This is a genomic window from Chitinophagales bacterium (assembly GCA_016787225.1).
Taxonomy (GTDB): Bacteria; Bacteroidota; Bacteroidia; order Chitinophagales; family JADJOU01; genus CHPMRC01.
In genome coordinates this window covers 1-12,491 of record JAEUUY010000016.1, presented here as the reverse complement: position 1 = coordinate 12,491, position 12,491 = coordinate 1, and the positions used below count along the sequence as shown (strand labels likewise).

The window sequence follows — 12,491 nt, the reverse complement described above, 5'->3', positions numbered from 1 at the left end:
TATTGATAAACTACAATTTCAGTATATCAATAAAACCTGCCTTTCTAGTCCTTGAAAGTGGCAATCTTATATCATTAATGAGTAAAATTTCCAATCCTTCCTTTCTATCTAAAGATTTTACAAATTTCATATTGACCATAAACGACTTATGAATCCTAAAAAATCCTTTATTAAAAAGCATCTTTTCATATTCTGCGAGGTTTTTACTACAAATTATTTTTTTTTCATCCACTAAAACAAAACTGGTATAGGCTTGATTGGCTTCTAAATACAAAATATCTTCTATATCGACTAGTTCAGAACCCTTAAAATGATTGAGAACTATTCTCTTTATTCCTTGATAATTGTTATCTTGGACTTTATTTAATATTGAGACATCCGATACTTGATTATTGGAAATTCTCTCCACTGCTCTCTTTACAGCCTCTTTCAATTCTATAATATTCACTGGTTTTAGAATATAATATAAGGCAGAAAACTTGATAGCTTCTATTGCGTAGTGATCATAAGCTGTCACAAATATTACCTCAAAACTAGGTTTTTCTATTCTTTTTAATAAATCAAAACCCGTAAAGGGTGGCATATCTATATCTAGAAATACTAATTGAGGAGAATGCAATGAAATAAAATCATAAGCACTTTCAATATCTGTAAACTCGCCAGAGATATCAATTTGATCGCAATGCTTCTTTAGTAAGTTAGACAATAACTGAACACTAGTCAATTCATCATCTACGATTATAGCTTTTATCATTTTAATCTGATTTAATAAGGGATAATAATAGTGGCAACCGTGTTTTCAGTATAATACTGAATTGAAAACTCCCCAGAACAATTGTTTTTAGTATAGAGAGCTAATCTCTCCTTTATCACATTCATAGCTGTAGATTTATAATTGGGTTTAGAATTAGTCCTAGGAGTATAAGTTCCGTTATCTTTGACATCTATCTGTAATAAATCAATTGACTTATTATAGAAATTAATTTCAATTTTTCCTCTATTATTTTTTAGATTAGACACTCCATGTTTTATTGCGTTTTCTATTAAGGGCTGAATTAACATTGTTGGAATCAATATATCCTCTGTATTATCTAACATTACATTAAACTCTATATCAAATTTATTCTGGTATCTCATTAACTCCAATTCTGCATAGCGTTTATTAAATTCTATTTCTGCATCAAGAGTTATCAGTTCTCTTTTGATATTTTCAAGCATATCTCTCATTAATTGACTGAAAGAGGAAAGATAAATATTCGCATCCATTTCATTCTCCATAGAGATAAAATATTGGATTGTATTCAATGAGTTAAAGATGAAGTGAGGATTCATTTGATGCTGTAAGCTGCGAAGGGTAATATCTTTTAACTTAGACTCTAAGATCATCCTATCACTTTCTATTTTTTTCTTCCGATTTTGATAGCTATACCCATACCATAGCCCAATTATCCCTATAGTCAAAACACATAATATGAAGAACCATATAGTTTGGAAATAATAGGGCTTGATTTTAAATGTCCAGACAAAAGTTTTCGATAAAATTGTTTTATCATTTTTATTATATGCTCTTATCAATAACTTATAATTTCCATGCTTTAGTGAAGAAAACGCAATTTGATTATCTGGTGTATTTATCCATTTGCTATCGACATTGTTATATATTAATTTATATTCATATTGAATATCGTCACTTGCTTCATAATAGATACCAGCATAACTTATTTTAATAGAATTAGAACTTGGTTCAAGTATGGAGGGTATAGAGCTATAGATACTATCTCCTATTTTTAATTCAGTTATTGATAGAGGAAAAAAATAGATTTGCGTTCTAGGAATATAATTAAACGTGCATAAACCCAAGCTAGTAAGAACATAAACAGTATCTTCAATCAATGCCAAATCATATATGTCCGAAGAAAGTAAGCCATCAGATTCGGTATAATTTCTAATTTTATCTAATTCATCAATACAGGATAATCCTTTATTACTAGCAAGCCATACTCGATTGTCATCGTCAATAAACATAGATTTGCAATTATTACTTATTAATCCATTTTTTTCTTGCAGGTTTTTTATGACTTGATTTTGACTATCTAGAACGAATACCCCCATGCCTGAGGTCGAAATCCAGGTATTCTTTTGCTTATCTGACATAACATTACTTATACTAATATCCTTATCTTTAATTAGTCTTAAATATTGATAACGTCCATTATGGATCAATACTATTCCTTTTTCAGTGTATGCCCATATTTTATTATTACCATAGCCTAATGAATAAATTCTACCATCAATCATTTTGCCACCTAGTTTTCTATTCTTAAGATCATAAAAATACAAGCCAGCTCCAGAACCAATGAGAATCGTATCGGAACTATAATAAGAAAAACATTTAATATTATAAGGGAATTTTATTGAGTCATGCTTTGAAAAATAAATATAATATTGTCCAATAAATATTGCTCTTTTTTGACTCTTCCAATAATATGGATTTAAAACTTCATTGCCATTATACTTCGTCACCTTTAACTTTCCTTTTTCCATTTCTGCTGAGCAATTCAGGCCTCCAAATAATGCCTTTGAACTATTGACTTTGATTGTACGAAATGTACAATTTTTAATATTTGAAAATTTCTTAACCTCATTTTTTTGCAATAAATAAACTCCATCGGTGCTTGTACAAGCCCAAATATTTGATTTATTATCAACATAAACAAAATTCAAACTATTATGACTAAATATTTTAAAGGCCTTTTGCTGATTTTTCTTTTTACAATAAAGTCCACTTTGGGAATTAATAAAGAGATTGGAATCCTTAGTAAAAAATGTAGAAACTATATCTTTAAATACAATAATTGGTTCAAGATTATTAGACAAATTTACTTTAAAAACAGTATCCTTATTATTAACAAATCCTTTAACTACACTTGATTGTACGTTTTTTCTTATAGGAATAAATTTTAAATTATTAAATGAATCAATATATGATAAAGACAATCCAAGGGGATATTTATTAATGAGCTTAAAATTCCTTTTATTAAATATCAATATACCATCCTTTTTGCTTACTACGACTTTAGTATCATAGACGTCAGTATAAAAATGATTTAATGCATTCACTTTATTAATTTCGGAAACTAGAAATTTAATCCTTCCATTATCTATTACAAAGCAATGATTGAGATCATAGCCAAGAAGTATGTTCTTTGAAATAGGCTGAATATGAAATACTTCATTTTGCCTAAGTCCGTCAGTTATTCCAAAATGTTTAAATTTTCTACCATCAAATCTAGTCAAACCATTATCTGTAGCAAACCAAATAAGACCCAATGAATCCTGAGTACAATGATAGACACAATTGCTTGACATGCCCTCTTTGACGCCATAATGAGTAATTTTATAATTTTGTGAAATTCCAATGTTTATAAATAAAATGAGAAAGTTTACTACAAACAGAATACATTTAAACAAATTCAAAACGACTATCTTTTAATTACTCTCTTCCGGATAAACTTCGGTCTTCTTTTTACTTCTTCTATTATCTTAGATTGATATTCGCCAAGAATAGCAATGGCTAACATTTGTATACCTCCAAAGAAAAGTATAAGACATATAATCGTAGTGACACCATGAGGAATGTCATAAGCTTTAAAATATAAGTAAATTTGAGTTAATATTGCAATAAAGGAGACAAAAGTTAAAAAAGAACCCAAATAAGTCAAAAGCTCCAAAGGAACATAACTAAACGAAAAAATGGCTTTCCTTGCCCATCCAATATTTTTACGCCAATTATTAGTTGTAACACCAAACATCCTCTCAGGTCGAATATAATCTACACCAGTTTGTTTAAAACCAACCCAAGCACGCAATCCTCGTAAAAATTGATCTGTTTCTGGAAGCTTTATTATTTCATCTACCACTTTTCTATCCATCAAAGCAAAATCACCTGCATCTAGAGGAATAGGTATATAAGAAACTCCTCTAAATAATCTATAAAACACTTTATATAAAAATACTAACACCTTATTACCTTCTCTTGAGACTCTTCGACCATAAACTACATCAAATCCTTCATTATATTTTTCATAAAACTTGACAATTAGTTCTGGGGGATCCTGTAAATCCCCATCTAGTAAAATGACTCCATCACCGGTTGACAATTCCATACCGCTTAAGAAAGCAGATTGTGATCCGAAATTTCTTGAATGTTCAATACCCAAGACATTATCATCTTTGTCAACTATAGCTTGGATTACATGACTTGTATTATCAGGACTACAATCATTTACAAATATTATTTCATAGTCTACATTTATCTTTTTAAATGTATCATATAGTCTTTGATACATAATTGGTATAGCTTGGGCATCCTTATAACAAGCAATTACTGCAGTTAATTTATGTCTTATCTTGTCTTGATATATTTTCTTTTCGTAAAGTGGTTTAGAATAATTTTTTTGCCACTCATAGGTGAGTTTAATTCCTTCCTCCAAAGATGTTACTGTTTCCCACCCGAGAAGATTTTTAGCTAAAGAAGCGTTACCATACCATTCCTTTAAATCCCATTTTCTATTTGGGAAATCCCCCCATTTAGGACTTTCATCTATATGAAAGAAGCTCCTAATTTTTTCAACGATTTCACGTATTGTGGTTTTCTTTCCACTTGCTACATTAATAGATTTACCCTTTAATAAAGTGAAGTCAGAATTTGCAGTCATCAATGTGGCTAAAACTGCATCGTCAATATATACAAAATCTCTTGAGATATCAGGTTGTACTAAAGGGGGATAGATTTGATTCATTCCCTTGTCAATAAGCTGAGGGACTAATCTATCAGGTTCTTCAAATGGTCCATAGATGGAATAATATCTCAAATTAACAACGGGAACTTCTTTAATAATACCGTAGTATTTAATCATTTGAGACGCACTAGCTTTCGTGACAGCATAATGTGAATTAGGTATAAGAACATCTTCCTCTAAAGGTTCTTGACAATTTAATCCATACTCTGAAGAACTTCCAGCATGCACAAATGCATAAATTGAATATTCTGAAGTAACCTCTAATAGATTTAAAAGACCGATTAAATTTGTTTGATAAATTAAATCAACATCACTTTGTTTAGAATAAGCGCCGTATGCAGCTAAATCAAACACTGTTTTAGGCTTTAGCTTATTAAAAAGATTTTTTACATCTTGCTTATTAATAATATTGGCATGAATAATATTATTATCTTCGATATTATCTATTCTCCAAGGAATAAATGGCTTACTTGTTATAGCATAACAATCACTCCTATAGGGAATTATATGTCGAAACAAATTTGCGCCAATGAAACCACCAGCACCAAAAATTATTATTGGGCCTTCAAGACATAACACCTCATCTTTAATTTGATCTTTTAGACTCATCTATCTAACATTAATTTAACTCGAGTTTCAAGTCCTTTGCCAGCTAGATCATTTTCTTCAAGATGCCAAAGTTGTGAACCATATTTTCCACTTGGATATCCTTGAGCAAATATGTGATCAAAACTATTAAGTTGAATGCCAGATTGAAAAATCTCATATATTACACTCTCACCTAATCCGCCTTCTTTAACATGTTCTTCAATTATTACTAACTTCTTTTTTTGATTGATTGAATGTATTAGACTTTCTGGAAATTTTTCTAACGGTAGTATACTTACCAACCAAATTTCAATATTTTTAACTATATCGCTTGGTAACTTAAATAGCTGTTCAACAACTGTACCACAACCTAAAATAACTAGTTCAGATCCAGCTTTCAACTTCCTATATGGTTCAAATGGTTGATATGTGATTACATTTTCTTTAACACCCATATTAAGTCTCAAATAATTTGGATGAACATCTTTTAACATCATATTTACAACTACATCCACGTCACGATCAAAAAAAGGTAAATACACCCTCATATTTGGCAATATCTTCATGGAACCAAAATCTTCTATGGAGTGATGCGTAGCACCCATAATTCCATAGCCATAGCCACCACCATTGCCTACAATTTTAACAGGTAGATTATGTAAACATACATCAACTCTTATTTGTTCGTATGGTCTAAATGTGATAAAAGGTGATATACTATATGCAAAAGGAATAAAACCTTCAAATGCCATGGCTGCAGCAATCGAAACTAAATTTTGTTCGGCTACTCCTACATTAATAAAATGGTCTCCAAGCTCAGTTTGAACACCCTCTAATGCCATAAAACCAAGGTCTCCTGTAAGAAAACAAATATTCTTCTGTTTTTTGTAATGTCCAATAATGCTTTTCGCAAATTCATTTCGCATGGGTTATAATCTCAATTTTCATTCAATAAATTAGTCATTTCGTATTGTTCAATGGTCAAAGGTAGGTAGTGACAGCTTAATGTATCTTCAAAAAATTTTAAGCCATTCCCTTTTATAGTATTACAAATTACGACATATGGTTTATCATATGTAGAATTGATTATTATATTTTTTACAGAATCTAAAAAATTAAAATCATGACCATTTCCCTCTAGAACGTTAAAACCAAATGCCTTTAATTTATCATAGAGAGGGTCAAGTTTAATAACATCTTCTGTACTGCCAAAACCTTGCCACCTATTTCTGTCAATAAACCATACAACATTATTCAATTTTTTATGGGCAATAAACATAGCTGCTTCCCATATACTCCCTTCATTCAATTCTCCATCACTAGTAACACAGAAAGTCATTAATGATTTTCCTTGTATGCTATTAGATAATCCAAACCCTGCAGCAAGACTCAATCCGTGACCTAAACTACCAGTAGCAAATGGAATTCCATTAATCTTATTTACTGGCGGATGAGCCGCTAAATAGCTTCCATTCTTATAAAAACTATCAATTTCAGCTTCAGATAAAAAACCCTTTTCTGCTAAAACACTATAAAGGCAAGCTGCAGCATGTCCTTTTGATAAAATAAATTTGTCATGTACTTTCATCCAATTTAGTTTAACAAACGTAACAATCTCTAAACATGAAAGGGAAGACCCAATATGTCCAGCATTAGCATTATAGTACATTGCTAAAAATCTTTTCTTAATCTTTAAAGCTTTCTGCTTTAATTCTTGAATTTTCACACTTTATATAATCTATTTTTTTTATTTAAAATCCTAAAATACGAAAATAAACAATAAATTTTAATTACCCTCAATCATTCTCATTCTAAGAATTTTTAAAAAAAATAAAACATAGTTAATTTAACTATAAATTATCTTTTCAATCAAAATTTTTGACCATAATTTTGTGTTTATATCAAAAAAATAAACAAAATGATTAACTACAAAATTAAAAGTCTAGGATTTATAACATTATTACTTGTATTGATTCAGTGCCAAGCGAAACCGAAAGAGAGTAAAGGTCTAGAAAATAGCAATTATCAAGAACTTACAGAACTGATTAAAAATGCTAATAAATCAAACAATGGTATTAGTTTCGTGGCAGCAGCAGCTGTGTCCACTCCATGTGTAGTGCACATTAAGACTAAAATACAAGTCACTATTAACTACCAAAATCCGTTTCACAGTTTATTTGGATTTGATTTCTATCAACCACGCACACACAAACAGGAATCAAGCGGCTCTGGAGTCATAGTAGCCAAAGATGGCTATATTATAACCAATTACCATGTGATACAAAATGCGACAGAAATTGAGGTAACCTTAAGAAACAAAAACACCTACAAAGCCAAAGTAATTGGTACAGATAAAGATACAGACTTGGCACTTATAAAAATAGAAGAAAATGAACTCCCTGCGATGGCTTTAGCTAATTCAGATGAGGTAATGGTAGGAGAATGGGTTCTAGCGGTAGGTAATCCATTCAACCTAGAAAGTACTGTGACTCAAGGTATCGTAAGTGCTAAAGGCCGCTCACTTAGCATGAATCAACCCAATCAGCAAGGAAACCCAATAGAATCCTTTATACAGACAGATGCGGCTGTGAATCCTGGCAATTCTGGCGGCGCTTTAGTCAATCTCAAAGGAGAACTCATAGGCATCAACACAGCGATAGCCTCCCCTACTGGGGCCTATGCAGGATATGCCTTTGCTGTACCATCCAATATAGTCAATAAAGTTATGAATGACCTCAAAAAACACGGTACTGTACAGAGAGCTTATTTAGGAATTCAACCGGCTCAGCTTACATCTGATTTAGCTAAGAAATTATCACTTCCGTCTCCAAGTGGAATCTTGATTGCTAATGTGTTTGAAGGTAGTGCAGCTAAAGACGCTGGGCTGAAATCAAACGACGTTATCGTAAAAATAAACACCAATACCATAACAAGTTTTCCTGAGCTGAAAGAACACCTCGCCACACACAGTCCGGGTGATAAAATCAATATAACTTATGTGCGAAATGGTAATATTCAAGAAACTTCTGCGGTCTTGAAAAATCAGGCAAACACCACTGAGATTATTAAAAATGTACAAGGCAGTATCAAAAAATTAGGTATCAAGCTTACACCACTATCCTCACAAGAGTTACAACACTTCGGGGTAGCCAATGGATTGAAAATAGTAAAAATCGAAGATGGTATCATAGCTCGTAATACAGATATGAAGCCTGGATTTGTGATTACTAATATAAATAACATAGCCATTAGTACAGAGTCGGAAATAAGCCAAATATTACAAGATAAGGAAGGTAGTAAAGTGTATATTGAAGGCTTTTATCCCAATAGACCCTATATTATACGTTATGAATTTACTTTGTAAAGGAATAATAAGCGGCTAAATCAAAATGTAATCTTATCTTTGTCGCTTAATTTTTTATCCAACAAAAGCTAATGTTTTTTCAGGTATTCAAATCTAAAATACACCGTGCAGTCGTAACCCAAGCGGATCTTAACTATATAGGGAGCATCACTATCGATGAAGATTTGATGGATGCTGCCAAAATATTTGAGAATGAGCGCGTACAGATAGTCAATGTCAATAATGGTGAGCGACTAGAAACATATGTGATCAAAGGTGAAAGAGGCAGTGGAGTTATTTGTCTCAATGGTCCTGCTGCAAGGCGTGTAGAACCTGGTGATTTGGTTATTATCATTTCCTATGCTTATATGACAGAAGAAGAAATGAAAAAACATCAGCCTGTGATGATTTATCCTTCTCAGCCAAATAATCAACTGACTGCATAATGAAGTTCAGCTTTAGTTCCATAGCCAAATTTCTAATATCTCTTGGGATTGGATTCGGCTTGGTATATTACCTTCAAACAAAAATCACACCAGAGCAGCGCATTCAAATAATCGAAGGAATAAAAAATATTCCAGTTTGGCTTGTTATATTATCCATTTTTTTGGCAGCTTTAGCATGTATTGTTAGGGCATTTCGATGGAAAATGTTGCTTGAACCTCTGAATTATCATCCAAGAAATTCCACCCTTATTTCTTCTATATTTATTATGTATTTAGGCAATTTAGTATTTCCTAGATTAGGAGAGGTACTTCGCTGCTCTGTGCTGCTAAAAGAAGAAAAAGTTCCACTCGATAAGGGAATTGGCACTATGATAACAGAACGCATAGTCGATGTACTTGGATTAGGGCTTTATATTTTATTAGCTCTTCTATTTGAATTCGAACGACTTCTAAAAATATACAAACAATATAGTAATATGAAAGGAGAATCAAGTCTTCTTTTACCTTTATGTATTGGTATCGGGTTACTCATTGGTGGTATTGTTATCTGGCGTGTGGGTAAGTTGAGAGAATTTGTTCTTAGCAAAATCCAAGGTGTATTGGAAGGTCTTAAAACCATTTTAAAATTAAAAAATCCTCTTCTATTTATCATTTATAGTCTAGCTATATATTCGATATACTACTTGAGTACCTATATTCTCTTTTTTGCATTTAGTGAAACTATTAATTTAAGTCTCGGTTGTGGGTTGGTGGTACTAATAGCTGGAACTCTGGGAGTAGGACTGACTCAAGGAGGTATCGGCGCCTATCAAGTGTTAGTGACTTGGACCTTAGTATTATATGGCATATCAGAAACTACGGCACAGACCTATTCATGGGCGGCATGGATTCTTCCTACTGCCACTCTAGTCTTTTTTGGAGTACTTTCGTGGATATATCTTCTTAAAAGAGACCATGGCAAAATCAACTAAATTCTATGTCGTATGGCGTGGGAACCAACCTGGAATCTATGACAATTGGCTCCAATGCAAGGCTCAAATAGATGGTTTTCAAGGAGCACAATACAAGGCATTCCCAAATAAAGCCCAAGCTGAATTAGCCTTCAAAGATAGTTATTGGAAATATGTAAACATCAACACGAATCCTGAGAGCCCAAAGCCTTCAATCAGCAATTTACCAATCGAAAAAAATAGCATCTGTGTTGATGCAGCCTGTAGCGGTAATCCTGGAGTTATGGAATATCGCTGTGTCGATACTGCCACAAAAGAAGTCATATTTCACCGTGGTCCGTTTGAGGAAGGTACCAACAATATAGGCGAATTTTTAGGTTTGGTGCATGCCATAGCATATCTTCAGAAAAATAATATTGTCAAGACTGTTTATACCGATAGCGCCACAGCCATTGCCTGGGTAAAAGCTAAGAAGGCAAAAACAAAACTTGAACCTACTGACTATAATAAAGAACTATTTGAACTTATTAATCGAGCTGAAAACTACCTAAAAACTCATACATTATCGATTGATATTCGCAAATGGGATACTGAACACTGGGGTGAAATTCCAGCAGATTTCGGAAGAAAGTGAACTATCGCAAATAAAAATTTGTTATCCAAAAGTCAAAAAGAAAAAAAATGTCCTATAAAAAAGTAGAAGAATACAACCCTGCAGTTATCAATAGGATATCGGAAAATATAAAATCATCTTTGGACTTATTAGGTGAAGATTCTGATCGAGAAGGCTTACTAAACACTCCTCTTCGTGTAGCCAAGGCATGGAGCTTCATGACTAATGGTTATCAACTTAATGCAGTTGATATTCTCAAATCCGCCATATTTAATGAAGACTCAGAAGAGATGGTAATCGTGAAGGATATAGAGCTATACTCTATGTGCGAGCATCATATGGTTCCTTTTTATGGCAAAGCACATATAGGTTATTTACCGAATGGTAAAATAACTGGTTTAAGTAAATTAGCTAGGGTGGTGGATGTATATGCCCGTAGGCTTCAAGTTCAAGAAAGAATGACCACACAAATTAGAGATGCTATACAGGAAGCATTAGATCCACATGGTGTAGCTGTGGTCATAGAAGCCAAGCATTTGTGCATGATGATGCGAGGTGTTCAAAAACAAAACTCATCTACTGTAACTTCTGCATTTACAGGTCCATTTCTCGACAATTCAGCTACGAGGAGAGAATTTATGAATCTTATTAGTCATAAACTTTCCTAGATTCGTAAAGGACTATAATCTATTTTGTGGATTCTGATTGAGAATCTTGTGCTAAAGCATCTACTGATTTCTCCATCTTGCTACTTCGGCTAGAAAGTTTAGCCAGTTGTTCGGCAATAACCTCTAATGATTCTTTACTTAGCGAATTAAAATTAAGAAGTGAGTCAACGGTAGCCTCATCAAGTTTAATCGTTTCTATATCCTGCAAAAGAGTACTATCTGCAATAGGCAAACGATTTTCAATTTGAGTTATTCGCTCTTTAATTTTTGATAATTGAAATTTAGCATTCGACACCATCATACTATTATTCGACTCATTACGATATTTCTTAAACACTACAAATACAGCAGCTAGCGTAATGCCTGCCAAGAGTATAAAAGATAATAAATATATTTTTCGATACTTTCCTTTCATTAGTCAAAGGTAAGAATATTTTTCGAAGTAAAATAAATATCACTAAAAAAGACTACCAAAAAATTGATAGCCTTCTAAATTTAGTAGCGGGGACACGACTCGAACGTGCGTCCGCCTTTGGCGGATATGAGCCTATATTTCTATACTAGTGTTTTCGTCCAACCATTTTCTGCCTATTCCAGATTTAAAATAATGTTCTCGCTCCATAGCTTGCTTTTTATTGCAAAAGAACTCTATATGTATAACATACCAAGGACGAAATCTAACCGTATATCCTTTCTTAGATAAGGTGTTATGAGACTTAAATCGTTCTATCAAATTGCTCGTATATCCGATATATCGTTTGGAATGAGACTTAGAATACAAAACATAAACAACATATTCTTCCATAAAAAAAAGAGACCGTTGGGTCTCTTAAAAAACTAGTAGCGGGGACACGACTCGAACGTGCGTCCGCCTTTGGCAGATATGAGCCTATATTTCTATACTAGTGTTTTCGTCCAACCATTTTCTGCCTATTCCAGATTTAAAATAATGTTCTCGCTCCATAGCTTGCTTTTTATTGTAAAAGAACTCTATATGTATAACATACCAAGGACGGAATCTAACCGTATATCCTTTATTAGATAAGGTGTTATGAGACTTAAATCGTTCTATCAAATTGCT

13 protein-coding genes are annotated in these 12,491 nt (G+C 32.6%); 5 read left to right on the top strand and 8 right to left on the bottom strand.

Annotation, left to right across the window (positions count from 1 at the left end; genetic code table 11):
• Positions 1-10: 10 nt before the first annotated feature.
• From JNL75_05390 to JNL75_05370, 5 genes are read right to left on the bottom strand one after another with little or no spacing between them, the layout of a single operon-like run.
• A complete protein-coding gene (locus JNL75_05390) occupies positions 11-754 on the bottom strand; it encodes a response regulator transcription factor (GenBank protein ID MBL7789251.1) in 744 nt (247 codons plus the stop codon).
• Positions 755-765: 11 nt separating this feature from the next.
• Positions 766-3,477: a histidine kinase gene (locus JNL75_05385; protein ID MBL7789250.1), complete on the bottom strand. Its 2,712-nt coding sequence runs from the start codon at positions 3,475-3,477 to the stop codon at positions 766-768.
• A 5-nt stretch (positions 3,478-3,482) separates the two neighbouring features.
• Complete coding sequence (locus tag JNL75_05380; protein MBL7789249.1) at positions 3,483-5,411, bottom strand: GDP-mannose 4,6-dehydratase; 1,929 nt, start codon at positions 5,409-5,411, stop codon at positions 3,483-3,485.
• Complete coding sequence (locus JNL75_05375; GenBank protein ID MBL7789248.1) at positions 5,408-6,316, bottom strand: hypothetical protein; 909 nt, start codon at positions 6,314-6,316, stop codon at positions 5,408-5,410. The genes JNL75_05380 and JNL75_05375 overlap by 4 nt, the downstream gene beginning before the upstream one ends.
• A gap of 11 nt (positions 6,317-6,327) precedes the next feature.
• Positions 6,328-7,116, bottom strand: a complete 789-nt coding sequence (locus tag JNL75_05370) for a transketolase (protein MBL7789247.1) — start codon at positions 7,114-7,116, stop codon at positions 6,328-6,330.
• A 192-nt stretch (positions 7,117-7,308) separates the two neighbouring features.
• Here JNL75_05370 and JNL75_05365 point away from each other — a divergent pair, with 192 nt between their 5' ends.
• The 5 genes from JNL75_05365 (at position 7,309) to folE (ending at position 11,410) form a co-directional block, all read left to right on the top strand.
• Positions 7,309-8,754, top strand: a complete 1,446-nt coding sequence (locus tag JNL75_05365; protein MBL7789246.1) for a Do family serine endopeptidase — start codon at positions 7,309-7,311, stop codon at positions 8,752-8,754.
• Positions 8,755-8,825: 71 nt separating this feature from the next.
• Complete coding sequence (locus JNL75_05360; protein ID MBL7789245.1) at positions 8,826-9,179, top strand: aspartate 1-decarboxylase; 354 nt, start codon at positions 8,826-8,828, stop codon at positions 9,177-9,179.
• Entirely contained in the window at positions 9,179-10,150 is a 972-nt protein-coding gene (locus tag JNL75_05355) for a flippase-like domain-containing protein (GenBank protein ID MBL7789244.1), read from the top strand. Before JNL75_05360 ends, JNL75_05355 begins: the two co-directional genes overlap by 1 nt.
• Positions 10,134-10,763: a ribonuclease H family protein gene (locus tag JNL75_05350; GenBank protein ID MBL7789243.1), complete on the top strand. Its 630-nt coding sequence runs from the start codon at positions 10,134-10,136 to the stop codon at positions 10,761-10,763. Before JNL75_05355 ends, JNL75_05350 begins: the two co-directional genes overlap by 17 nt.
• 47 nt (positions 10,764-10,810) lie before the next feature.
• Positions 10,811-11,410 (top strand): GTP cyclohydrolase I FolE, encoded by a 600-nt coding sequence (folE, locus tag JNL75_05345; GenBank protein ID MBL7789242.1) that lies wholly within the window; start codon positions 10,811-10,813, stop codon positions 11,408-11,410.
• A gap of 19 nt (positions 11,411-11,429) precedes the next feature.
• On the opposite strand, the gene JNL75_05340 is transcribed toward folE, so the two are convergent.
• From JNL75_05340 to JNL75_05330, 3 genes are all read right to left on the bottom strand, one after another.
• The gene (locus tag JNL75_05340) at positions 11,430-11,825 is read right to left on the bottom strand and encodes a hypothetical protein (GenBank protein ID MBL7789241.1); all 396 of its coding nucleotides are present in this window, start codon (positions 11,823-11,825) and stop codon (positions 11,430-11,432) included.
• Between the two features lie 132 nt (positions 11,826-11,957).
• Complete coding sequence (locus tag JNL75_05335; GenBank protein MBL7789240.1) at positions 11,958-12,215, bottom strand: GIY-YIG nuclease family protein; 258 nt, start codon at positions 12,213-12,215, stop codon at positions 11,958-11,960.
• Positions 12,216-12,299: 84 nt separating this feature from the next.
• The coding region (locus JNL75_05330) for a GIY-YIG nuclease family protein (GenBank protein ID MBL7789239.1) at positions 12,300-12,491 on the bottom strand (192 nt) is incomplete at its 5' end.

Bases quoted from the DNA above. Each gene is read 5' to 3' on its own strand.
- JNL75_05390 (MBL7789251.1), bottom strand. From the start codon at position 754: ATGATAAAAGCTATAATCGTAGATGATGAATTGACTAGTGTTCAGTTA.
- JNL75_05380 (MBL7789249.1), bottom strand. From the start codon at position 5,411: ATGAGTCTAAAAGATCAAATTAAAGATGAGGTGTTATGTCTTGAAGGC.
- JNL75_05375 (MBL7789248.1), bottom strand. From the start codon at position 6,316: ATGCGAAATGAATTTGCGAAAAGCATTATTGGACATTACAAAAAACAG.
- JNL75_05365 (MBL7789246.1), top strand. From the start codon at position 7,309: ATGATTAACTACAAAATTAAAAGTCTAGGATTTATAACATTATTACTT.
- JNL75_05360 (MBL7789245.1), top strand. From the start codon at position 8,826: ATGTTTTTTCAGGTATTCAAATCTAAAATACACCGTGCAGTCGTAACC.
- JNL75_05355 (MBL7789244.1), top strand. From the start codon at position 9,179: ATGAAGTTCAGCTTTAGTTCCATAGCCAAATTTCTAATATCTCTTGGG.
- JNL75_05350 (MBL7789243.1), top strand. From the start codon at position 10,134: ATGGCAAAATCAACTAAATTCTATGTCGTATGGCGTGGGAACCAACCT.
- folE (MBL7789242.1), top strand. From the start codon at position 10,811: ATGTCCTATAAAAAAGTAGAAGAATACAACCCTGCAGTTATCAATAGG.
- JNL75_05340 (MBL7789241.1), bottom strand. From the start codon at position 11,825: ATGAAAGGAAAGTATCGAAAAATATATTTATTATCTTTTATACTCTTG.
- JNL75_05335 (MBL7789240.1), bottom strand. From the start codon at position 12,215: ATGGAAGAATATGTTGTTTATGTTTTGTATTCTAAGTCTCATTCCAAA.